Annotated in this window: 23 protein-coding genes; 13 read left to right on the top strand and 10 right to left on the bottom strand. The window is 58.0% G+C overall.

The features are described from left to right. The 3 genes from mltA to OQ273_RS20435 are packed head-to-tail and all read left to right on the top strand — an operon-like array spanning position 1 to position 2,017. A complete protein-coding gene (mltA, locus tag OQ273_RS20445; protein WP_267992772.1) occupies positions 1–1,104 on the top strand; it encodes a murein transglycosylase A in 1,104 nt (367 codons plus the stop codon). Continuing rightward, a complete protein-coding gene (locus OQ273_RS20440; RefSeq protein WP_267992771.1) occupies positions 1,101–1,664 on the top strand; it encodes a Smr/MutS family protein in 564 nt (187 codons plus the stop codon). The genes mltA and OQ273_RS20440 overlap by 4 nt, the downstream gene beginning before the upstream one ends. Next, complete coding sequence (locus OQ273_RS20435; RefSeq protein WP_267992770.1) at positions 1,661–2,017, top strand: helix-turn-helix domain-containing protein; 357 nt, start codon at positions 1,661–1,663, stop codon at positions 2,015–2,017. Before OQ273_RS20440 ends, OQ273_RS20435 begins: the two co-directional genes overlap by 4 nt. Before the next feature lie 21 nt (positions 2,018–2,038). On the opposite strand, the gene OQ273_RS20430 is transcribed toward OQ273_RS20435, so the two are convergent. The 4 genes from OQ273_RS20430 to hslV all read right to left on the bottom strand — a co-directional run bounded on the left by OQ273_RS20430 (position 2,039) and on the right by hslV (position 6,121). Beyond that, a complete protein-coding gene (locus OQ273_RS20430) occupies positions 2,039–3,010 on the bottom strand; it encodes a DUF1402 family protein (RefSeq protein ID WP_267993166.1) in 972 nt (323 codons plus the stop codon). A 137-nt stretch (positions 3,011–3,147) separates the two neighbouring features. After that, positions 3,148–4,455, bottom strand: coding sequence for an ATP-dependent protease ATPase subunit HslU (hslU, locus tag OQ273_RS20425; protein WP_267992769.1), 1,308 nt, complete (start codon positions 4,453–4,455; stop codon positions 3,148–3,150). 5 nt (positions 4,456–4,460) lie between these two features. After that, complete coding sequence (locus OQ273_RS20420; RefSeq protein WP_267992768.1) at positions 4,461–5,546, bottom strand: hypothetical protein; 1,086 nt, start codon at positions 5,544–5,546, stop codon at positions 4,461–4,463. Continuing rightward, on the bottom strand, positions 5,543–6,121 hold the full coding sequence (hslV, locus tag OQ273_RS20415) for an ATP-dependent protease subunit HslV (RefSeq protein ID WP_267992767.1): 579 nt from the start codon (positions 6,119–6,121) through the stop codon (positions 5,543–5,545). The genes OQ273_RS20420 and hslV overlap by 4 nt, the downstream gene beginning before the upstream one ends. A 198-nt stretch (positions 6,122–6,319) precedes the next feature. Between hslV and hisB the strand changes: the two genes are divergently transcribed. The 7 genes from hisB to coaA are packed head-to-tail and all read left to right on the top strand — an operon-like array spanning position 6,320 to position 10,938. Next, positions 6,320–6,928, top strand: a complete 609-nt coding sequence (gene hisB, locus OQ273_RS20410; protein ID WP_267992766.1) for an imidazoleglycerol-phosphate dehydratase HisB — start codon at positions 6,320–6,322, stop codon at positions 6,926–6,928. A gap of 12 nt (positions 6,929–6,940) precedes the next feature. Next, positions 6,941–7,432 carry a DUF2628 domain-containing protein gene (locus OQ273_RS20405; RefSeq protein WP_267992765.1) on the top strand — a complete coding sequence of 164 codons (492 nt, stop codon included), beginning with the start codon at positions 6,941–6,943 and terminating at the stop codon, positions 7,430–7,432. Positions 7,433–7,437: 5 nt separating this feature from the next. Next, positions 7,438–8,088: an imidazole glycerol phosphate synthase subunit HisH gene (gene hisH, locus OQ273_RS20400; RefSeq protein ID WP_267992764.1), complete on the top strand. Its 651-nt coding sequence runs from the start codon at positions 7,438–7,440 to the stop codon at positions 8,086–8,088. Next, complete coding sequence (hisA, locus tag OQ273_RS20395; RefSeq protein ID WP_267992763.1) at positions 8,085–8,828, top strand: 1-(5-phosphoribosyl)-5-[(5-phosphoribosylamino)methylideneamino]imidazole-4-carboxamide isomerase; 744 nt, start codon at positions 8,085–8,087, stop codon at positions 8,826–8,828. Before hisH ends, hisA begins: the two co-directional genes overlap by 4 nt. Continuing rightward, on the top strand, positions 8,825–9,601 hold the full coding sequence (gene hisF, locus OQ273_RS20390; protein ID WP_267992762.1) for an imidazole glycerol phosphate synthase subunit HisF: 777 nt from the start codon (positions 8,825–8,827) through the stop codon (positions 9,599–9,601). Before hisA ends, hisF begins: the two co-directional genes overlap by 4 nt. 24 nt (positions 9,602–9,625) lie before the next feature. Next, entirely contained in the window at positions 9,626–9,949 is a 324-nt protein-coding gene (locus tag OQ273_RS20385) for a phosphoribosyl-ATP diphosphatase (protein WP_267992761.1), read from the top strand. After that, a complete protein-coding gene (gene coaA, locus OQ273_RS20380) occupies positions 9,946–10,938 on the top strand; it encodes a type I pantothenate kinase (RefSeq protein ID WP_267992760.1) in 993 nt (330 codons plus the stop codon). The genes OQ273_RS20385 and coaA overlap by 4 nt, the downstream gene beginning before the upstream one ends. Here the strand turns inward: coaA and OQ273_RS20375 are convergent. From OQ273_RS20375 to OQ273_RS20365, 3 genes are read right to left on the bottom strand one after another with little or no spacing between them, the layout of a single operon-like run. Further along, positions 10,935–12,914, bottom strand: a complete 1,980-nt coding sequence (locus OQ273_RS20375) for a hypothetical protein (protein ID WP_267992759.1) — start codon at positions 12,912–12,914, stop codon at positions 10,935–10,937. The two genes, coaA and OQ273_RS20375, sit on opposite strands and share 4 nt — an antisense overlap. A 26-nt stretch (positions 12,915–12,940) precedes the next feature. Next, positions 12,941–13,411: a GtrA family protein gene (locus OQ273_RS20370; RefSeq protein ID WP_267992758.1), complete on the bottom strand. Its 471-nt coding sequence runs from the start codon at positions 13,409–13,411 to the stop codon at positions 12,941–12,943. 2 nt (positions 13,412–13,413) lie between these two features. Next, entirely contained in the window at positions 13,414–14,907 is a 1,494-nt protein-coding gene (locus tag OQ273_RS20365; RefSeq protein WP_267992757.1) for an NAD(P)/FAD-dependent oxidoreductase, read from the bottom strand. 228 nt (positions 14,908–15,135) lie between these two features. Here OQ273_RS20365 and OQ273_RS20360 point away from each other — a divergent pair, with 228 nt between their 5' ends. Together OQ273_RS20360 and OQ273_RS20355 are read left to right on the top strand one after the other, a co-directional pair. Beyond that, positions 15,136–16,272, top strand: coding sequence for a glycosyltransferase family 2 protein (locus tag OQ273_RS20360; protein ID WP_267992756.1), 1,137 nt, complete (start codon positions 15,136–15,138; stop codon positions 16,270–16,272). Positions 16,273–16,405: 133 nt separating this feature from the next. Next, positions 16,406–17,353, top strand: coding sequence for a lysylphosphatidylglycerol synthase domain-containing protein (locus OQ273_RS20355; RefSeq protein ID WP_267992755.1), 948 nt, complete (start codon positions 16,406–16,408; stop codon positions 17,351–17,353). Between the two features lie 21 nt (positions 17,354–17,374). On the opposite strand, the gene OQ273_RS20350 is transcribed toward OQ273_RS20355, so the two are convergent. The 3 genes from OQ273_RS20350 to OQ273_RS20340 form a co-directional block, all read right to left on the bottom strand. Then, complete coding sequence (locus tag OQ273_RS20350) at positions 17,375–17,992, bottom strand: alpha-ketoglutarate-dependent dioxygenase AlkB family protein (protein ID WP_267992754.1); 618 nt, start codon at positions 17,990–17,992, stop codon at positions 17,375–17,377. A 16-nt stretch (positions 17,993–18,008) separates the two neighbouring features. After that, positions 18,009–18,443 (bottom strand): alternative ribosome rescue aminoacyl-tRNA hydrolase ArfB, encoded by a 435-nt coding sequence (arfB, locus tag OQ273_RS20345; RefSeq protein WP_267993165.1) that lies wholly within the window; start codon positions 18,441–18,443, stop codon positions 18,009–18,011. Between the two features lie 110 nt (positions 18,444–18,553). Then, positions 18,554–20,176: a phosphoenolpyruvate carboxykinase gene (locus tag OQ273_RS20340; protein WP_267992753.1), complete on the bottom strand. Its 1,623-nt coding sequence runs from the start codon at positions 20,174–20,176 to the stop codon at positions 18,554–18,556. 329 nt (positions 20,177–20,505) lie between these two features. Between OQ273_RS20340 and OQ273_RS20335 the strand changes: the two genes are divergently transcribed. Then, entirely contained in the window at positions 20,506–21,213 is a 708-nt protein-coding gene (locus tag OQ273_RS20335; RefSeq protein ID WP_267992752.1) for a response regulator transcription factor, read from the top strand. Positions 21,214–21,225: the final 12 nt, after the last annotated feature.

Raw genomic sequence — 21,225 nt, 5'->3', positions numbered from 1 at the left:
ATGCAAGCAGACCTGAGCCCGGTATCGTATGATGATTTGCCGGACTGGTCGCATGACGACCCGCGTGATGTTCTGACCGGCTTCCTGGACTGCGCCGATCATGCGCAGACCGTCAAACCCCACAAAACGGGTTCGCTCGGCCTGCAATGGTCTGACTTTGTGCCTGCCTCGCAAATACTTCGGAAGTCCAGCGTGCAGGATGCAGCAGAGGCCCGTGGCTTCCTCGAACGGCATTTTACCCCCTTCAAGGTCGTACCGCGTGATGGATCGGGGGGGGTTGTCACCGCCTATTACGAACCGGAAGTCGGGGTTGCGCGTGAGCGGTCCGGGCCCTACCGGTTTGCTTTCCACAAACGGCCGGACGATCTTGTCGCCCTTGATATGAAAACCCGCCCGAAGGCGATGGATCCCGGCTTTGCCTATGGCCGAAGGACGGACGGAGCTGTTTGCGAATATCCGGACCGCGCCGCCATAGAAAGCGGTTTCCTTGACGGGCACGGTCTTGAAATCGCCTGGGCCAGGGACCGTATCGATGTGTTCTTTGCTCATATCCAGGGTGCAGCGCGGCTTCGATATGCCGATGGCACGGTCGAGCGCATCACCTATGCGGCCAAAACAGGCCATCCGTTCACGGCCATCGGCAGGGTTCTCATCGCCATGGGAGAACAGGATCCCGAAACCGTATCCATGCAGAGCCTGAGAACCTGGCTGGCCGAAAATCCCGAGCGGCTTGATGAGATATTGTGGCAAAACCGGTCCTATATCTTCTTCCGCACAGCGCCGGTCGCCGATCCGGACCGCGGACCGGTCGCCGCAGCCAAGGTTCCGCTAATTGCCGGACGGTCGCTCGCTGTTGACAAGCACATTCACACATTCGGAACGCCCGTCTTTGTTCAGGCCGACGATCTGACCCACCTGACCGATGGCCCGTTTCGCCGGCTGATGATTGCGCAAGATACAGGATCGGCAATTGTTGGCCCGGCCAGGGGCGATATCTTCACTGGCTCCGGCGCGGCCGCCGGCGAACAGGCCGGAACGGTCCGCAACGATGCGGTGTTCTTCGTCCTCGTGCCAAACGAAGCGGCCGGGAGGGTTGGTCCTTGAGCGGCGGGAAGAAAAGGAAGCTGACCGCCGAGGATCGGATCCTGTGGGGCCAGGTGGCGCGAACGGTTGATCCGCTTCCGGGCCGCATGGACGAGCTGCTGTCTTCGGAGACGGATAAACCGCCTCCACAAGAGGACGGGCTTAAGAAAACGCTGAAGCCCACAACCACGGCAAAGATGCCCAGCGCCGCTCGGAAACCGCCGAAATCAGATGTTTCACCAACCCTCCATCCAATCGACAAACCGGTTTACGGCAAGATCGCCAAGGGCCGGGTGCCGCTGGAGGCCCGGATTGATCTGCACGGGCTGAGGCAGGATGAGGCTCATGATATGCTTTACGGGTTCCTGCAGAACGCCCATGCCCGCGGTCTGCGCTATGTGCTCGTGATTACCGGCAAGGGATCCTCGCCCGGTGGCGGTGTTTTGAGACGTGCTGTGCCGCGCTGGCTTGCATCGGTGCCGTTCCGAGGGCTTGCATCGGGCGTCGAACCGGCCGCCCGCGGCCATGGCGGTGATGGCGCACTTTATGTGAGGGTAAAAAAGAAGGCTCGGGAGACATGACGCCCTTCGGTGTGAAAATTCGCGCTTTGCGTTCGGAACGCGGCATCACGCAGAAACAAATGGCCCGGGCCATTGGCGTATCGCCTGCTTATCTGTCGGCGCTGGAACACGGTCATCGGGGGCAGCCGAGCTGGGAGCTGCTTCAGCGCATTATTGGCTTTTTCAACATCATCTGGGACGACGCGGAGGAACTGCAGCGCCTCGCATCCGTTTCGCACCCGCGTGTGACGATCGATACCGCCGGCCTTTCCCCGGAGGCGACGGCGCTGGCCAACAATCTCGCCAGATCGATCGCCGCGCTGAAGAAAGACGACATCAAGCGGCTTCAATCAGCCTTGGATGAAGCGGGCTGAACATTTGGACAACACCGAAGATCAGAAAAGCTGCCGCAGCTCGGCCAGCTTGTCGTTGACCAGCCAGCCGTAATAGTTTTCCTTCGGGTAAATCGCACGCTTGCCCTGCGCCCTGCGCTGCTTGTTCTTGCGGGCTAGGGCCCGCGCCCTGCGGTCCGGGTTGCCGACATTGTAAAGCGTCGCGGTGATGCCGGGATTTTCAGAGATGTCGAAACCGGCGATGTCGCCGTAAACGTCAATGGAATGGCGCAGTGCTGCGGCGACATAGGCAAGGGTAATGTCGGGATTCATGATCGCCTTGTAGACGTCCTGACCGTTTTCGTGCGTGAGCTTCTTGTAACCCGAAACGCGATTGACCTTGTCGGTGAGCTTCAGGGCCGTCAGCGGATTGAGCTGCCCGAGGCCGAAGGTCTGACCGGCATAGAACGGCTGAAAGAAAACCGCGCTGAAGCGGTCGTTGGGAAAGCGTTTGCCATCGACCTTGCGATTGCGGAAGTTCTTTTCCCAAACCGCCTCGCGGCAGGACCAGACGGCAAAAGAACCGTTCCGGTTTTCGCAGTCGGAAAACTCCTCGCGCCGTATGAACGTGTCGACATTTTCGCCGTCATAGCGGAAATTTATGCCGCCCGTCGCGTAGGACATCGCCTTGACGTAGTAGGACTGGAGCCGGTCATAGGCATCGACATTATAGGTGTGTTCGCCCACAAGCGCGCCGACGATATGCAGCGGATCGATATCATATTTCGCCGCAACCGATTTGATTTTGCCGCGCAGCTTGGTATCGCGTTTTAGAAGATCGTGGATTTTCCGGTATTTGCGTTCAAAGGTCGATTTGGTCTGCTTCGTACGCTTGACCGATGCGCCGGGTATAGTCGGCTGAACCTCGTTGCGGTTGCCTTCGGGCACCATGACGAGTTTCGCGCTGGCGACCGGCGCAAAAAACACAAGACTGCAGACAACAATAGCGGCTAATTGAAACAGATGGCGACGCACCATCCATAGGCTCCCCGGGCAATTCTTAACTTTGCCGGGACTCTATGAAAATTACATGGAAAGTCGAGTATTTCTTCCGCCGCCGGTCGGGACCGGCGGCGGAATACAATCTTCTTTTCAGCACCGATGCGTAAAAGTCACAGAATATAGCGTGACAGATCGGCGTCCTTGGCAAGATCGCCGACATGTTTGCGTACATATTCGGCATCGATGACAAATTCATCGCCGGATTTGTCGGGCGCTTCGTAGGATATGTCGTCGAGGACCCGTTCCATCACCGTTTGAAGGCGCCGCGCGCCGATATTCTCAACGGAACTGTTGAGTTCGACGGCAACATCGGCAAGCGCGTCGATTGCGTCCTCGGTGTAGGTCAGCGTGACCTCTTCCGTCGCCATCAAGGCGACATATTGCTTGATGAGGCTTGCTTCGGTTTCGGTGAGGATACGGCGGAAATCCTCCTTGGTCAGCGCCCGCAGTTCAACGCGGATCGGCAACCGGCCCTGAAGCTCGGGCAGTAGATCCGAAGGCTTGGAAACGTGGAATGCGCCAGATGCGATGAAAAGGATATGATCGGTTTTGACCGGACCGTATTTTGTCGCAACGGTCGTGCCCTCGACAAGCGGCAGGAGGTCGCGTTGAACGCCTTCGCGCGAAACGCCCGCGCCCATGCCGCCGTCTCGCGCCGCGATCTTGTCGATCTCGTCGAGAAAGACGATTCCGTCATTCTGTGCGATGCGCAGCGCTTCCTGGTTGATCTGATCCTGGTCGAGCAGCTTTTCCGATTCATCGTTGATGAGTTGCGCATAGGATTCCTTGACCGTCGTGCGGATCTTCTTCTGCGGCTGACCCATGGCCTTGCCGAGCATCTCGGAAATGTTCAGAACCCCGATATTGGCGCCCGGCATGCCCGGTATCTCGAAATTCGGCATGCCCGAACCGGTCTCCGCCACCTCGATTTCGATTTCCTTGTCGTCGAGCTGCCCGTCGCGCAATTTGGTGCGGAATGATTCACGCGTAGCCGGCGAGGCCGTGGAGCCGACCAGCGCATCAAGAACACGTTCCTCGGCATTGATATGGGCTTTTGCCTTTACCTCTTCGCGCTTGCGGTCCTTCACCAGCGCGATGCCAACTTCCACGAGATCGCGGATAATCTGCTCCACATCGCGGCCGACATAGCCGACTTCGGTGAATTTTGTCGCTTCGACCTTGATGAAAGGCGCGCCGGCGAGCTTGGCGAGCCGCCGTGAGATCTCCGTCTTGCCGACCCCGGTCGGGCCGATCATCAGGATGTTCTTCGGCATCACCTCGTCTCGCAGGCTGTCGTCAAGCTGCTGACGCCGCCAGCGGTTGCGCAAGGCGATGGCTACGGCCCGCTTGGCGTCCTTCTGGCCGATGATGTAGCGGTCGAGTTCGGAAACGATCTCGCGCGGTGAATAATTCGTCATGGAATTCAAACCTGTTTTGAAAGCACAGTCTGTTCGATGCTGCGCAGTACTGGGATACGAAATAGGGTGCGGCGGATGGCATGCCAACCGACGCCAAGGCCGATCACGAAGATGGCGATGATGAGAACCGAGACCAGTTCGGCATTGCTCGAGGCATATCGGCTGCTGGAGGCAATGAACCACAGCGCCCCGCCGAGATAGGTCAGGGCCGCCACCAGGATCGCGCGCCGGTCGATAACGAGGGCGACGACCGAAAGGGCGACAAAAATCGCTATGACCCAAAAGGCGGAAGCAAGCGTGACGACCGTGGTCAGCCCGCCAAGCTCTATCCCGGTCGCCAGATACATCAGCGCGTGCACGATCAGCGGCGCGGCGAGAAGGTGCAGCCAGAACGCGATATCGGTTTTACGGCTGGTCCTTTCCGGATCCATCCGGTCGATCCGCATGGCGATTGCGAAGACGATCAGCCCGCTGACGAGTGCATAAATTGCAACAAGGTTCTGGGCTTTAAAGAAGCCTTCAATGGTCTCGATCCCGCTGGATACCAAATGCATGAAGGCGATGAAGCCGATTGCCACAGCACTGCTGCCTATCATGAAGACGCTGAACGGAAGCCGGAAGCGCACATAATAGAGCGTTGCCCAGAAGAAAGCCGCTATGGTGACGGTATAGGCCTGCGTGAGACCGCCCGGTCCGAACCGCACGGGGTCAGTCAGAAATGCATGGCTGGCGGTAACGGTAAAACCGACAAAGGCCAGCGCTGCGATCATGCTCGGGATGGCCCGGCGCATGCGCACGGCGAGAATCTCGGAAACCAGCCACATGCCCACCGCTGCCGCGGCAAGGCTTGAGGCGCTAAAACTGAAAATGTTTGCCGACATCACACAGGCGGAGACGAACAATGCCACACCGATAGCGAGAAACACGTCGTTGAAGCCGGAAATGAAACGGAACTGTTCCTCTTCACGAGCCGAGCCGTGCGATGCGGACCCGGTCTGCTCATCCGCAAGACCAAGCAGCGCCGCGCGCTGATCCGCGGTGATAATGTTTTTGTCGACCGCAACGTCAAGATGTGCGGATGTCAGGCTCACGATGATGTGCTTTCCATCGTTTCGACAATGATGTTGCCGTTTGTGTAGACACAGATATCGGCGGCGATCTCCATCGCCCGCCTTGCAATCTCCTCGGCACTCTTGTCGGTATCCATCAAGGCCCTTGCGGCCGCATAGGCGTAATTACCGCCCGAGCCGATCGCCATCGTGCCGTGCTCGGGCTCGAGAACGTCGCCGGTTCCCGTCAGGGCCAGCGTCGTTGCCGGATCGGCCACCAGCATCATCGCCTCCAGGCGCCGCAGATAGCGGTCGGTGCGCCAGTCCTTGGCAAGCTCGACGCAGGCGCGCATCAACTGACCGGGATATTGCTCCAGCTTGGCTTCCAGCCGCTCCAGAAGTGTAAAGGCATCGGCGGTTGCGCCGGCAAATCCGGCGATCACGTCGCTGCCGCCCGTTTTGGCCGATCCGATGCGCCGCACCTTGCGCGCATTGCCTTTCATAACAGTCTGCCCGAGGCTGACCTGGCCGTCGCCCGCCATGACCACCTGATTTCCCTTGCGGACGGTGATGATGGTTGTGGCATGCATCGTGCCGTATGGATCGTGTTCACTCATCGGCTTTCTTCCTTCGACAATTGGATGGCAGCTTTCGCTACGTCCGGTTTCCCTATGTAAGATGTCGGCGCGACATTGCAAACTTCATTCTACCTTAAGGCTTTACGCCTTTGGTTGTGTTTCGCGGCCCATGCTTTTCTGGATATTTTGTCGCCGCCCTGTTATGCAGCCCGCATCAGATCCCATGGAGTGTGCCGAATGGTCCAGAACCGGCAAGATCGTGCCGCTGAGGTGGCCCGAAAGACAAATGAGACGGATATATCGGTCAAGGTCAATATTGACGGCCAGGGCGCGTCGAATATTGCCACCGGCATCGGTTTTTTTGACCACATGCTCGAGCAGCTTTCGCGCCATTCGCTGATCGATATGGATGTTACGGCAAAAGGCGATCTCCATATCGACGATCACCACACCGTGGAAGATACCGGCATCGCCATCGGGCTGGCGCTTGCCAAGGCTCTGGGCGACCGGCGTGGCATTGTCCGCTACGCCTCGCTTGACCTTGCCATGGACGAAACGCTGACAATGGCGGCAATCGACGTGTCGGGACGGCCGTTTCTTGTCTGGAATACCGAATTCTCGTCGCCAAAGATCGGAACGTTCGACACCGAGCTTTGCCGCGAATTCTTCCAGGCACTGGCTCAAAATGCCGGTATCACCTTGCACGTCACGAACCGTTACGGCGCCAACAACCACCATATCGCGGAGACCTGTTTCAAGGCGGTTGCCCGGGTCTTGCGGGCAGCAACCGAAATCGATCCGCGTCAGGCGGACCGTATACCGTCCACCAAGGGAACGCTGGCATAGCGTGTAAATGAAATGGCGAGTTATGTTGTTTTGACGCCACCGGACGGCAGCGACAAGGATGAGCGTGCCGTTCTGATACGCGACGGTTTTTCATTCTGGGCCCTTATCTTCCAGATATTCTGGTTGCTCTGGAACCGGCTCTGGCTGGCCGCCGCGATCATATTCTTCGTGTCTGCTGCACTGTCGGTGGCAACAGCGCAATGGACCTCCTGGTCCGGTGTTTTCACCGTGGCGGGCCTGTTGGTTGCGTTGTTCATCGCGCTTGAGGGAAACGGCTGGCGCATCTTGAAACTCCAGGGCCGGGGTTGGCTGATGCGCGGCGTCATTGAGGCACCGAACCACGCGACTGCGGAGGAAATCTTCTTCTCAAGTGACGTGGGTCCCACCGGGACCGCGGAAAGGCCGCCTGCCCCGCAACCCGTATTCGGCAAGGGTCCGGCGGAACGGACGCAACCGGTATCCGGCCCGGCTCTTGGCCTGCTTGACTACGAAAACAGGGGCTGAAGACAATGAAGGTCGCCATTATCGATTATGGCTCCGGCAATTTGCGCTCGGCCACAAAAGCCTTCGAACGCGCCGCTTTTGAAAGCCGCATTGATGCCGAGATCGCCCTGACCAGCGATCCCGATGTGGTTGCCGGGGCTGACCGGATCGTGCTGCCCGGTGTCGGCGCCTTTGCCGATTGCCGCAGCGGGCTGGCCGCTGTCAACGGCATGGAAGAGGCCCTCTTTTCGGCTGTTGATGACAAGGCAAGGCCTTTCCTCGGTATCTGCGTGGGCATGCAGCTCATGGCGTCCCGTGGATTGGAAAAGACCGTCACGGAAGGCTTTGACTGGGTAAGTGGCGATGTCCGCCTGATAGAGCCGGATGATGCGAAGTTGAAAATCCCGCAAATCGGCTGGAACACCCTGACCCTGCGGCAAGCGCATCCGCTGTTTGACGGTATACCCACCGGGCCGGACGGGTTGCACGCCTATTTTGTGCACTCCTACCATCTCGATGCCGAAGACAGTGGCGATATTGTTGCCGAGACCGATTATGGCGGACCGCTGACCGCCGTTGTCGCACACGAAAATCGCGCCGGCACTCAGTTTCACCCGGAAAAGAGCCAGAAACTGGGCCTTGCCCTGATCGCCAATTTTTTGAGGTGGACGCCATGATCCTGTTTCCGGCCATCGATTTGAAAGACGGCGAGTGCGTGCGCCTCAAACTTGGCGATATGGACGAAGCGACGGTCTATAACACCGACCCGGCAGCCCAGGCATCGGCCTTCGAGGCACAGGGCTTCGAATGGCTGCATGTGGTCGATCTGAACGGCGCCTTCGCCGGTGAAAGCATCAACGGCGCGGCCGTCGATGCCATTCTTGCGGCGACGAACAACCCTGTACAGCTTGGTGGCGGGATCCGCACGCTGGACCATATTGAAACGTGGCTTGCAAAGGGTCTTGCCCGTGTCATTCTCGGCACCGTTGCCGTGCGCGATCCCGATCTGGTCAAAGAAGCCTGCCGGAAGTTTCCCGGCCGGGTCGCCGTCGGCATCGACGCAAGGGGTGGCAAAGTGGCGGTTGAGGGCTGGGCCGAGGCCTCGGAGCTCGATGTTGTCGAACTCGCTTCCCGTTTCGAGGGCGCGGGCGTTGCCGCCATCATATTCACGGACATCGACCGCGACGGCGTCCTGACCGGCATCAATTGGGAATCAACCCTTTCACTGGCCGACAGTGTCGACATCCCGGTCATTGCATCGGGCGGGCTGGCTTCAATGGCCGATATCCTGCGCATGACCATGCCGGATGCCGCCCGGCTTGAGGGCGCCATATCCGGCAGGGCGCTTTATGACGGCCGCATTGACCCGGAAAAAGCCCTTGCGGTTTTACGCGATGGCCGGGGGAGCGGCGCATGACCCTGAAGGCCCGTATTATTCCCTGCCTTGACGTGAAGGACGGCCGTGTCGTCAAGGGTGTAAATTTTGTCGATCTGATCGATGCCGGCGATCCGGTTGAATCGGCGCGCATCTATGATGCCGCCGGTGCGGATGAGCTGTGTTTCCTCGACATCACCGCATCGTCGGACAACCGCGATACGATTTTTGACGTTGTCGCCCGCACTGCCGAGCAGTGTTTCATGCCGCTGACGGTCGGCGGCGGTGTGCGCGCGGTCACAGATATCCGGAAGCTGCTTCTGGCGGGCGCCGACAAGGTTTCGATCAACACGGCGGCGGTGAAGAGGCCGGAATTTGTCGCCGAGGCGGCTGACAAGTTCGGCAATCAGTGCATTGTCGTTTCGATCGATGCCAAAAAGGTCTCAAGCAAGGGCGAAGAGGACCGCTGGGAGATATTCACCCATGGCGGCCGCACGCCGGCCGGGATTGATGCCGTTGAATTTGCTCGCAAAATGGTTGACCTCGGCGCGGGCGAAATCATGCTGACCTCAATGGATCGCGACGGGACCAAGGTCGGTTACGATATACCACTGACAAGAACCATTGCGGATGCCGTCAGCGTCCCGGTCATTGCATCGGGCGGTGTCGGTAATCTCGATCACCTGGTTGAGGGCATACGGGACGGCCATGCAACCGCGGTGCTGGCGGCCTCGATTTTTCATTTCGGCACCTATACGATTGGCGAGGCCAAGGAACATATGGCCAATGCGGGAGTGGCCATGCGGCTCGATTGAGCCGCCAGACCGTGCGGAGTAGCCATGAGCAACTTTACGCTTGCTGATCTGGAAAAAATCGTTGCTGCGCGCGCCGGCGCGCCCGCCGATGAATCCTGGACGGCAAAACTTGTATGCCGGGGGCAGAAGAAGGCCGCTCAAAAGCTTGGCGAAGAGGCCGTTGAGGCGGCGCTGGCCGCTGTTGACGGGGACCGCGATGAACTGACCGCGGAAGCGGCGGACCTGCTCTATCACCTGATGGTGGTTCTCAAGATTGCCGAAGTTCCGCTTTCTGATGTGATGGCGGAACTCGAAAGCCGGACCGGCAGGTCGGGCCTTGAAGAAAAAGCCGGCCGCGAAAAGACATGAACGACAGTGTGAAAAACCGCCAGCTGGAGGAGCTCAATCATTTTGAGCCGGGCGACTATTCGCCCTACCGTTTCTTTTCGGCCGAAAGCTGGGCTGATTTCCGGGACGACACGCCTCTTACGTTGACCGAGGATGAGGTTTCCCGGCTGCGCTCGCTCAACGACCCTGTCGATCTCGACGAGGTGCGCCGCATCTACCTGTCGCTGTCGCGACTGCTCTATGCGCATGTCGAGTCGTCCAAGCTGCTGTTTAATCAAAGGCGCAGTTTCCTGTCGCTGCCCAATGTGACCAAGACACCCTTCATTATCGGCATTGCCGGTTCGGTTGCGGTCGGCAAGTCAACGACCGCCCGCATCTTGAAGGAGCTCCTCACACGCTGGTCCGGAAGCCCGAAAGTCGATCTCGTCACCACGGACGGGTTTCTACTGCCAAACGAGGTTCTGCGGCGCGAGAACCTGATGGACCGCAAGGGCTTTCCCGAAAGCTACGATGTCGGTTCGGTGCTGAAATTCCTTTCCGACATCAAAGCTGGGCGGCCGAATGTGAAAGCGCCCTGCTATTCGCACCTGACCTATGACGTTTTGCCGGGTGAATTCGTTGTTATCGATCGTCCCGACATTCTCATCTTTGAGGGCATCAACGTTTTGCAGGTGCGTGATCTTCCGGAAGATGGAAAGATCATCCCCTTCGTCTCGGACTTTTTTGATTTTTCCATCTATATCGATGCCAATGAAGACCGCATCCATCAATGGTATGTGGAGCGTTTCATGCGCCTTCGCGAGACGGCCTTTAAAAACCCGGCCTCATTCTTCCATCGTTATTCCACGATTTCGCATGACGCCGCGCTGGCGATTGCCCACGGTCTTTGGGAAAATATCAACCTGAAGAACCTTCGGGAAAACATCCTGCCCACCCGCCCGCGCGCCGATCTTATCCTGCGAAAGGGCGAGGACCACCTCGTTGAGCAGGTCGCCATGCGCAAACTCTAGATGCATTCGTGAACGTAGAACTCGGTTTCATGGATCGGTGTGTTGGAAACGCCGCCTTTGCTTAAAAACCGCTGTTGTCGGTGTTCCGATGTCCAGATGCTTTTCGGATCCAGCCGCTTCACGTCCTGTTCGTCAAACTGCCATAGGCCGGCGATCACCCAGGACGGTCCGTCAGGGACGGAGCAGATTTGTGCCAGCGTCGATTTGCTGACCTGGTAATCCTCCACAGCGCTTTTGTTCACATACGGATCCCTGATCCTCTCATCGACAATGCCGGCTTCGATCATGGCGTCGCGGCGGTCTTTCCAGATCATCGCAAGGGGCCTTGAGAAAACCTGGCTTGCACCCTGAAGCATCGTCCACCAGCTGGTCCTGCCGGCAAGCACCCACGCGTCGGTCCCGCGGTCGTCAATCCACAATACGCTTCCCGGTTTGTCTTCGATCATTGCCGTCAGGCTCTGATCCGGCTCAAACCGATCCATCTTTTTTTGCCAGGGGTTGCGCGTGTCCCAGGAGCTGACGGCCAGGACAGCGAGCATCAGCGCCACGGCAACACCGACCGCGCGGGGATAGCTGCGTTTCGGCATATTCTGCCAGACCAGCGATATGATGCCAACCGGAATGGCAAAGAGTTTCGTCACGATAATTGCCTTGGGATAGGCAAATAGGGACGCTGTATCCGCCAGGGCATAGATCCGTGCCAAGGGCGCTGTAATGGCGAACATCGTTAGAAGGGTCGCTCCGGCAAGCATCCACACCAGGGCAAGCGACACGGTACTGACTTCAAACTTTGTTCTCTTGAATACAAGGAACGCTGCAAGGGATAGCAGTGCAATGCTGGCGCCGGCGACCGCGTTGATTGGCAAACCAAACCAGGCGATGATCACCATCGCCAAAACGAGCTTCATTGAACGGTCTTGTTTCCAAAGACTGATGCAGCATATCGCCAGCGAAAGGGCCGAAAGCACGGTGAGGATCCAGGTCGCGCGCCAGATTTGAACCTGAACGACAAGAACCGAGTGAAACCAGTCCCCCAGTATCGCCGTTGCGGCCAAAGCTGCGGCAACAACCGCCAGAACGCACAGAAACAAACGGCGTATGTTGGGATTCGTTACCAGGCTGCCTGCAATTATCAGGACACAGGACTGCACAACGAGCAACGCTAAGTCGAGATGTCTCCATTCGAAAACAAAAAGATAGCGCGTTCGCCCTTTAAGAGGCTCCATCCATTCCGGATCGATTGTGTGAAAAAGGCGACCGAATATCGGTGCATCCAGAATGGCAAGACCGATGGCGCAAAGAAGGCCGATGCCCGATGTAACCAGCAAGCTTGCCCGCCACCGGGTTGTTTGTTCCTTGTCCGTAACCGCCATCAGCCAAACAAGGGCGGCTGCCGGCAGCGCGGTGATCGGATGAAGCAAGCCTGCAACGACCACAAAACCGGCGGAAACAACAAAACGGCTCTGGATGGCAAATATCAGCGCAATCAGCACAAACACTTCGGCGAAGGGTCGCGGAACAGCATAAGGTTCGCTGATCGTGAAAATGTGATAACCGCCATAGGGCACCGCGAAAAGAGCCACGAAGATCATCATCACGTAGCGCGAACGGTCTTGCGTTATGCGACTGACAAAAAACCAGAAAGCGGTGATCCATGCGCTCAGCGCTGCCAGGCTGATGACCAATGCAGCCGTTGATGGCCCCATGATTGAGGAAAAAAACCGGATAATTGACGGAAAGACGGTAAAGCCCAGCTGACCGTCCAGTTTGAACATGTTGTCGTTCGAAACATCGGCGGGGATGGAGTTCAGCAGGGCGCTGGTGACGTAGATGCGCGCATCATGGGCGACGCCGGTATAGGGATGACTCAGGAACCAGACCGAGGCCAGAATAACCGCAGGGATCAGCCAGTCGAGACTGGTGGAAACCCGCGATCCAACAGTTCCATGGTGTGTAACCGCTTGCGATCGAGACATTGTCTGCTCCCTACGCCAATCGCGCGTCAGGCCGGCTCCTCGGCGCTCTGGCTACGGAATAAAAGCGCTCGGCGAACCAGGAAGTTGAACAGGAAAACAACCCCCGCCGTCGGGATTTTCGCGATCATGTAGCTTAGCGAGAGCTGCGCGAACCCGAAGAGCAGCAGTTCGTTCAAGCCCAGACCGAGTATTCCGATGGTCGCAAAGACAGTGAACTCGGACCAACGGTTGCCGACCGTCCGGTTCTCGAAGATCATCGTTATGCTCAGCACGTAGATGACGATGAGGCCGGCCGTAAATCCGATAGCCGCAGACACCAGGTAGTGAAAACCAGCCCATTCGGTCAGAAGGATCAGCAGCCCGTAATCGACACTGAGTGCAACAGCGCTCCCCATGCCGTATTTTATGAACTCCCGGCCGAACCCCAGGCGCGTCAGCAGACGTTCCACCAGACCGGCGCGCGTAAGCCCGTCATAGGCCATGTTGGACAATGACATTGTCAGGCGACTTTCTGCGGCACCAGGCGCTCGCTCTTGAGTGCCTCGACAGCACCCGATATGCCGGCTTCTGAGTACTCGGCGTCCTCATTGACCTGCCAGGTATCGAACCGGATTTCGCCGGCGATAATGTTCTGGGCTGTCAAAATGCCCGTCATCATCGCGTGATCCTGGTTGTTGTATTTGTGCATGCCGTTACGGCCGACCAGGTGCAGTTGAGGATAGTTCATTTCCAGGTCGCGCCGGATTGTCGCGACATGTTCCGCATAGGCGTCGTCATAGACCGGATAGGCCTTCGGCTGGCGCACAACACAGGCATCGCGCACGTCAGCGGCCCGCATCAGCCCGATCTTGTCGATTTCACGTTTGGCTGTTTCGACCAGCGCCTCGTCGGTGGAATCCCACAGACCGTCGCCTTCGAAGCAGAAATACTCAAGCCCGAGGCAGGTCGATGTTGCGTCGGGGATCATTTCCGGCGACCAGGAGCGGAAATTCTGAACGCGGCCGACGGTGACATCCGGATCATGAATATAGACCCAGTTGTCATCAAGCTCGATGTCGGACGTACCGATGAGAACCACCGTCAGGAAGTCGCGATATTTCAGTTCCTTGGCATGCAGCAGGCTGATCGGTGCCGGCTGCATCATTCCCATCAATTCGCGCATCGGAGCCGATGAGACAACATTGTGCGCCTGGAATGTCTCGGTTGAACCATCTGCTTTTGTTGCCGTGACGGTCCAGATTTTTGTGTCCGCATTCCAGTCGAGGCCAGTCACGGAACGGCCCATCAGGACCTCTCCGCCAAGGTCCGTTATCTTCGCTGCCGCCGCTTCCCACATCATTCCGGGACCCTTGCGCGGATAGCGGAACGATTCGATCAGGGTTTTTGCGGCTGCTTTACCGCCCTTGTTCAGGCCGGCGGATCGTTTGAGTGCATCAAACAACGCTGCGGCGAGATCCAGTCCCTTGATCCTTTGAGCGGCCCAGTCGGCGGAAATGTCGTCGCAGGACATGCCCCAGACCTTTTCGGTGTAAGTCTTGAAGAAGATCGAAAACAGGCGTTCGCCGAAATTGTTCCGCACCCACTGGTGGAAGGTTTTCGGATCCTTGACCGGGTTCATGCGCGCCCAGACATAAGACAGGGTGCAAAGCGCGCTCTCGATGGGTCCCAGCTTCCAGAACGCTTCGAATGCTTTCAGAGGATAGGAAAAGAATTTGCCGCGATAGTAGATGCGCGAAAGTCTCGGCCTCTCGATGAAATCATCGGGCAGGATCTCGTCCCACAGATCGACGATCTCCTTGGACTTGGAGAAGAAACGGTGGCCGCCAATATCGAACAAGAAGCCTTTGTAGTTGACGGTCCGGCTGATGCCGCCGACATATTCGCTGTCCTTTTCAAGAACAAGAACGTCCCGACCGACTTTCGCGAGCGAATAGGCGGTGGTCAGACCCGCGGGCCCGGAGCCGATGACCAGCGTTTCTACAGTTTGACGCATAACTGATACCCCTGAAGACTGTGCTGCCAAACTATTATCTCGATTGGGTAAGCAAATGCCTAACGGGACGGCAGTTAGCGCCAGAGACACTCTTTTGCCGGCTTGCCGGTTTACCCGTCCTAAAGAATCATCCGGTATCACTTGGGGATCAGGCCGAACGCCTGCACGCGGTTTCTAACGTCTTTCAGTTGCAGGCCGCACCGCATTTCGGTTGCCGAGGAGAGCCCTATGAAGTCTTCAGCCTTGAAAAGCGAGCGCCGCAATCCGCTCGAAAAGGAAGAGATTGGCGTCCTCACGGCGGAGCGTCCCGCTATTTCAATCGTTGTGCCCGTCTTCAATGAGGAAGACAGCGTCGAGTTGTTGTGCGGGAAGATCCAGGCCGTTATGGAAAAGATGTCTCTGCCATTCGAGATCATCTTTGTGGATGACGGTTCGACGGATTCTTCGTCCGAAAAACTCAATGCGCTTGCCGACAACCATGACTGGGTGCGTTGTATCGGCTTCCGGCGGAACTTCGGCAAGGCCGCTGCGCTTGATGCCGGATTCTCGGTCGCCCAGGGCGATATTCTGGTGACGATGGATGCGGATCTTCAGGACGATCCTGAAGAAATACCGAACTTCGTCGCCAAACTGGGCGAAGGATATGATGTCGTGTCCGGATGGAAATCGATCCGCCACGATCCCGTTGACAAGACGCTGCCTTCAAAAGTCTTCAACGGTGTTGTCAGCCGGCTAAGCGGCGTGAAGCTCAACGATTTCAACTGCGGCTTCAAGGCCTACCGCGCCGAGGCGCTGGACGGATTATCGCTCTATGGCGAACTGCACCGGTTTATCCCCGTCCTGCTGCATTGGCGCGGCTACCGGGTTGGCGAAATTCCGGTCCGCCACCACGCGCGTCAGTTCGGTCAATCGAAATACGGCTACAGCCGCCTGTTGAAGGGTGCGCTCGATTTTATGGGCGTTATGCTCAACACACGCTATGCGACGCGGCCGCTGCACGTCTTCGGTGGAGTCGGAATACTGTTTGGCCTGGCCGGCTTCGGCATTCTTTCCTATCTGACACTGCTTTGGTTTGCCGGTCTCGGGCCCATTGGCTCAAGGCCCCTGCTCTTTTTGGGCATGCTGCTGATCATGTCTTCGTTCCAGTTTGTCACGATTGGTTTGCTTGGTGAGTTTATCCAGCGTCAGGGTGCTGGCCGGGAGCGCCGATATACGATCGGCTCCACGCGTAACCTTGGAGAGGGTGGACCGGACAGGGAGCAGTCTCCGGCAAAGCGTCTTGCCGCAATTGCCCGGCGCATGAAGGACTATGAAAAGGACGCTGTGCCGGGCGATGTAAAGATACCGAATTCAAAATCGGCATGAGATCGGGATTTGCTCAGGCGCCGCACGCTTTGACGGCTTCAAAGAGAGGATCCTTTGTGCCGAGCCGTGAAATGACCGGCGCGCCCAAGTGGTCGTTAGTACCCGGCAGCTCAACAAACCATCGGTGATCTCTGTGTCAGACCGGAAAAACAAACAACGCTGGATCAGCTGGTCCATGGCCTTCTTCGTAACGGCCGCCTTCGGTCTGACGGCATTGGGCCTTTTTGACGTTTCAAGGAGCGGGCAGGCTCTTGGTCGCATTCATGCACAAGCCTGGCTTCTTGTTGTCGCCTCCTTTCTCCTCATCGCCATCATCCGTGCATTCCGTCTTTTGTTTATTGCACCGTCTGCTCAAGTTGCTCCGGTCTTCAGGGCAAGTTTCCTGCACGGCATAGCGAACGCGGTGCTGCCGGCAAGGATGGGAGAAGCGGTCTTGCCCCTGGCGTTGTCGAAATTCGCAAAGCTTGATCTTTTCAGGGCCATTGGATTGCTGTTGGTCGTGCGATTGGGGGATCTCATCGCCCTGACGGGGCTAGGCCTCATTCTCGTTGGGCTTCTCGACTACGCCAATCTTGCTGACAGTCTGCGGATCGCAGCGGTGGTCTGCGGCATTGTACTGATCTCCGCCATCGCCGTCATTCCGGCGCTTGTCGGGGTTGCCGGAGGCCTGTTGCCCCGTCTCTTCAAGAGCCTGGCCGACAGAATTTCCACATCGAGTGCGCAGATCAACGCAGGAAACAAGGCGTATCTGGTGCTTCTGACACTCGCAATCTGGTTTACGCTTGCCGTCGCATCCCACATTTCAATCCGCGCCGCCGGGCTTGAGGTCGATTTTGCTGTAGCGTGGCTGGCATGTATTGCGGCCAGCTTCGCATTCGCGCTGCCGGTCAATGGTATTGCCAGTGTCGGGCCATTCGAGGCTGCTTTCGTGAGTGTGCTTGTCCTGTCGGGCGCCGATGCGCAAGCCGCGCTGACGGCGGCGTTGCATCTGCACATATGTGCGCTGCTGGCCGCCGGTCTGGCCGCCCTTTCGACAGTCCTGTTCAAAGCGGTGCCCGTCACCCGGAACGAATTTGGGTAGCGCGGGGCGCAGCGCCGGTTTTCAACCGACGGACGTCACGCGCCTCAGCGTCAGGTTTACCCGTCCACCGTCTTTCAAAAGCGTTGACGTTGCCGGGTAGATCCTGTCCACGCCGTGATAGCGCAATCGCGAGGCGCCGCCCAAAACAAGCACATCACCGCTTGCGAGCCGTATGGATTGTGTCGGCCCGCCGCGTTTTGTACCGCCGATCCGGAAAAGACAGTCATCGCCCAACGAAACGGAGACGACGGGCGCGTTGAATTCCTTTTCGTCGCGATCCTGATGCAGGCCCATTTTTGCACTCTCATCATAATAGTTGATGAGACATGCTTCCGGCGGGGCCTCAAATCCGGCAACATCCCGCCACAGCGCAAGCAACTGGGATGGGATGGCCGGCCATGTATCGCCCGTTTCGGGATGTGTCGCCTGATAGCGATAGCCCTTGTGCTTGTCCGTCACCCAGCCGAGCGGGCCGCAATTGCTCATACGCACATGCATCGGCTTTCCGGTGCGTGGCATCTCCGGCACAAAAAGCGGCGCCTGCCTGATCACCTGCCGCATGGTCTCCAATAGCGCTTCCTGCGCTTGCCGGTCGAAATAGTCCGGCAGATGGACGGTCCCGTCCGGCAGTCCCTTCATGTGTCCACGCCCCCTGTCAGTCATCGCCGACCGAGCGGCGCAGCTTCTTGATGCCGGACCGATTGGCCTTCGCTTTCAGGCGGCGCTCGACGGAGCCTTTGGTGGGCCGGGTCTTTTTGCGCTTGGGCGGCGGCGGTGCGGCGGCACGCCTGATCATCTCCGCCAGTCGATCGCGCGCGTCGGCCCTGTTGCGTTCCTGTGTCCTGTGACGGTCCGCTTCAATGACCACCACGCCGTCCTTTGTCATGCGCCGTCCCGCGATCCGCGTCAGATTGGACTTTACCCGCTGCGGCAATGACGGCGAATGGCGCGCGTCGAACCGCAGCTGGACGGATGTCGCCACCTTGTTGACGTTCTGCCCGCCCGGACCCGAGGCCCGGATGAACTGTTCCGTCAATTCCCATCCGGCAATGGTGATGGCGTCATCGATGTAAAGCGGGTCGCTGGCCATGGCGTGCGCGTCGTGATCTCCAATGGGCATTCCACGCCATTGTAGATGGGCTCAATGAAACAAAAAACCCGCGGATTGCTCCGCGGGTCTGTCCTTCAGGTTCGACCGCGCTATTCCGCTGCTTCCGCCATACCGGGGGCCGCGCCCATGACGTCCGGGCCCACATGATCCTCAAACTTGGCAAAGTTCTCGATGAACATGTCCACGAGGCGCCGGGCCTGATGATCGTAGGCGTCCTTGTCGTCCCAGGTCTGGCGCGGATCAAGCATCGTGCTGTCCACACCGTCGACGGCGACCGGAACGGCAATGCCGAAATTCGGATCGGTCCGGAATTGCGCCTCGGTGAGCGATCCGTCAAGCGCTGCGGTAAGCAGCGCGCGTGTGGCCTTGATAGGCATGCGGGTGCCGGTACCGTAGGCCCCGCCGGTCCATCCCGTATTGACCAGCCAGCAATCGACACCGTGACGCGCTATCAGATCGCGCAGAAGATTACCGTATTCAGACGGATGGCGCGGCATAAAAGGCGCGCCGAAACAGGTCGAAAAGGTTGCTTGCGGTTCGGTTACGCCCTTTTCGGTGCCGGCCACTTTCGCCGTATAGCCGGAAAGGAAGTGATACATCGCCTGCGCGGGGGTGAGCCTGGCGATCGGCGGCAGAACGCCAAACGCGTCTGCGGTAAGCATGATGATATTGCGTGGCTGCCCGGCTCGTCCCGACGCGCTGGCATTGGGAATGAAATGCAGCGGGTAGGCGCAGCGTGTGTTTTCCGTCAGGGACCCGTCGTCGAAGTCCGGCTCCCGGTTTTCATCGAGCACGACATTTTCGAGCACCGTGCCGAAGCGCTGCGTGGTGGCATGGATTTCCGGCTCTGCCTCTTGTGAAAGACGAATGGTCTTTGCGTAGCAACCACCCTCGAAATTAAATATCCCGTCTTCGCCCCAGCCATGTTCGTCATCACCGATGAGCGTACGCGATGGATCGGCGGAGAGTGTGGTCTTGCCGGTTCCCGAAAGGCCGAAAAAGACGGCGGTATCACCGCCGGGACCCTGGTTGGCCGAGCAGTGCATCGGCATGACGCCGTGCTGCGGCAACAGATAGTTCAGTGCCGTGAACACGGATTTCTTCATCTCGCCGGCATAGGATGTGCCGCCGATCAGGACCAGCCGGCGCTCAAGATCGACTGCGATGACGGTATCGGTGCGGCATCCGTGGCGGCCTGGATCTGCCTTGAAGCCTGGAAAATCAATGATGGTCAGTTCGGGCAAAAACGTATCGAGCTCTTCGCGCTCCGGTCTTATCAGCAGATTTCGGATGAACAGCGAATGCCATGCATATTCGGTTATGACCCGCGATGGCAGGGCATGCACACGGTCCGCGCCGCCGATCAGGTCCTGAACGAACAGCTCTTTATCAACCGCGTATTCACGAAAGTCGGCGAGGAGCGTTTCGAACCGGTCCGGGGACATGGCCTTGTTGTTGTCCCACCAGATAGCCGGTCCGGTTACGGCATCCTTGACGACAAACTTGTCATTGGCCGATCGGCCGGTGTGCTGCCCGGTCAGGGCCCGCAGCGCACCCTTGGCGGTCAGTACCGCCTCGCAGCGGCACAATGCCTGCTCATAGAGCTCTGCTTCGCCGAGATTGTAATAGACATGCTTGGGGTCGATCAGACCGACCGTATCGATACCATTGGAAAGATTGCGTTTTCCTGTTTCCTGTCCCTTTGCAAGCATGGATCTGGCCGCCTTTTTTCTGCCGGTTCCCGAGTAAAATTTGCGGGACCATAGGGATGAATTTTAAATTCCGCAACAGACGAAAGTCGAAAAGATTAATAATATCAAGATATTAATCGATTTAAAAAAGTTGCAAGTATTTTAAATCGTTTTAAACGGATTGGCGTGCCCGACCCGACACGCTGTGCCTCACGAAGCCCCGTGCCCCGTTGAAATGACAATCGATGCGTTCTATGCCACATTTTGTTCCACCTTTGGCCTCATGACACGCCGACTTGTCCCGATGCCGCATGAGCGGTTGGTCGGGTATGATTGACGGAGAAAAGCAAATGCAGACAATCGCGCTCGTCGATGACGACCGCAATATCCTGACTTCGGTTTCCATTGCCCTGGAATCGGAAGGATATCGTGTCGAAACCTATACCGATGGCGCATCGGCTCTCGAAGGTCTGGTTGCGCGGCCTCCGCATCTGGCGATCTTTGACATCAAGATGCCGCGCATGGACGGCATGGAGCTCTTGCGGCGTTTTCGCCAGAAGATGGACACGCCGGTTATCTTCCTGACGTCGAAGGACGAGGAAATCGACGAATTGTTCGGCCTCAAGATGGGCGCTGACGACTTCATCACCAAGCCGTTTTCCCAGCGTCTGCTGGTTGAACGTGTGAAGGCGATCCTGAGGCGCTCGACCGGAAAGGACGCCGCCGCACCGGTCAAGCCGGGTGACATTGAAAATGCGAGCCTCGAACGTGGACAGCTCGTTATGGATCAGGAGCGCCACACCTGCACGTGGAAAGGCCAGCCGGTGACCCTGACCGTGACGGAGTTCCTCATTTTGCATTCGCTGGCGCAGCGGCCGGGCGTCGTCAAGAGCCGCGATTCACTGATGGATGCGGCCTATGACGAGCAGGTTTACGTTGATGACAGGACAATCGACAGTCACATCAAGCGCCTGCGCAAGAAATTCAAGATGGTCGACAATGATTTTGATATGATCGAAACGCTTTACGGGGTCGGCTACCGGTTCCGGGAAGACTGACACCGGTCCGGA

Source organism: Hoeflea prorocentri (genome assembly GCF_027944115.1).
Classification (GTDB): domain Bacteria; phylum Pseudomonadota; class Alphaproteobacteria; order Rhizobiales; family Rhizobiaceae; genus Hoeflea_A; species Hoeflea_A prorocentri.
The sequence above is the reverse complement of the archived record's forward strand: the minus strand, read 5'-3'. Positions and strand labels throughout refer to the sequence as shown.

What these genes read in the sequence shown, in the direction of transcription:
- mltA (WP_267992772.1), top strand. Translation starts at nt 1, where the DNA reads ATGCAAGCAGACCTGAGCCCGGTATCGTATGATGATTTGCCGGACTGG.
- OQ273_RS20335 (WP_267992752.1), top strand. Translation starts at nt 20,506, where the DNA reads ATGCAGACAATCGCGCTCGTCGATGACGACCGCAATATCCTGACTTCG.
- hisH (WP_267992764.1), top strand. Translation starts at nt 7,438, where the DNA reads ATGAAGGTCGCCATTATCGATTATGGCTCCGGCAATTTGCGCTCGGCC.
- OQ273_RS20405 (WP_267992765.1), top strand. Translation starts at nt 6,941, where the DNA reads ATGGCGAGTTATGTTGTTTTGACGCCACCGGACGGCAGCGACAAGGAT.
- hisB (WP_267992766.1), top strand. Translation starts at nt 6,320, where the DNA reads ATGGTCCAGAACCGGCAAGATCGTGCCGCTGAGGTGGCCCGAAAGACA.
- OQ273_RS20350 (WP_267992754.1), bottom strand. Translation starts at nt 17,992, where the DNA reads ATGAAGGGACTGCCGGACGGGACCGTCCATCTGCCGGACTATTTCGAC.
- OQ273_RS20365 (WP_267992757.1), bottom strand. Translation starts at nt 14,907, where the DNA reads ATGCGTCAAACTGTAGAAACGCTGGTCATCGGCTCCGGGCCCGCGGGT.
- OQ273_RS20360 (WP_267992756.1), top strand. Translation starts at nt 15,136, where the DNA reads ATGAAGTCTTCAGCCTTGAAAAGCGAGCGCCGCAATCCGCTCGAAAAG.
- OQ273_RS20385 (WP_267992761.1), top strand. Translation starts at nt 9,626, where the DNA reads ATGAGCAACTTTACGCTTGCTGATCTGGAAAAAATCGTTGCTGCGCGC.
- hslU (WP_267992769.1), bottom strand. Translation starts at nt 4,455, where the DNA reads ATGACGAATTATTCACCGCGCGAGATCGTTTCCGAACTCGACCGCTAC.
- coaA (WP_267992760.1), top strand. Translation starts at nt 9,946, where the DNA reads ATGAACGACAGTGTGAAAAACCGCCAGCTGGAGGAGCTCAATCATTTT.
- OQ273_RS20375 (WP_267992759.1), bottom strand. Translation starts at nt 12,914, where the DNA reads ATGTCTCGATCGCAAGCGGTTACACACCATGGAACTGTTGGATCGCGG.
- OQ273_RS20370 (WP_267992758.1), bottom strand. Translation starts at nt 13,411, where the DNA reads ATGTCATTGTCCAACATGGCCTATGACGGGCTTACGCGCGCCGGTCTG.
- arfB (WP_267993165.1), bottom strand. Translation starts at nt 18,443, where the DNA reads ATGGCCAGCGACCCGCTTTACATCGATGACGCCATCACCATTGCCGGA.
- hisA (WP_267992763.1), top strand. Translation starts at nt 8,085, where the DNA reads ATGATCCTGTTTCCGGCCATCGATTTGAAAGACGGCGAGTGCGTGCGC.
- hisF (WP_267992762.1), top strand. Translation starts at nt 8,825, where the DNA reads ATGACCCTGAAGGCCCGTATTATTCCCTGCCTTGACGTGAAGGACGGC.
- OQ273_RS20435 (WP_267992770.1), top strand. Translation starts at nt 1,661, where the DNA reads ATGACGCCCTTCGGTGTGAAAATTCGCGCTTTGCGTTCGGAACGCGGC.
- hslV (WP_267992767.1), bottom strand. Translation starts at nt 6,121, where the DNA reads ATGAGTGAACACGATCCATACGGCACGATGCATGCCACAACCATCATC.
- OQ273_RS20340 (WP_267992753.1), bottom strand. Translation starts at nt 20,176, where the DNA reads ATGCTTGCAAAGGGACAGGAAACAGGAAAACGCAATCTTTCCAATGGT.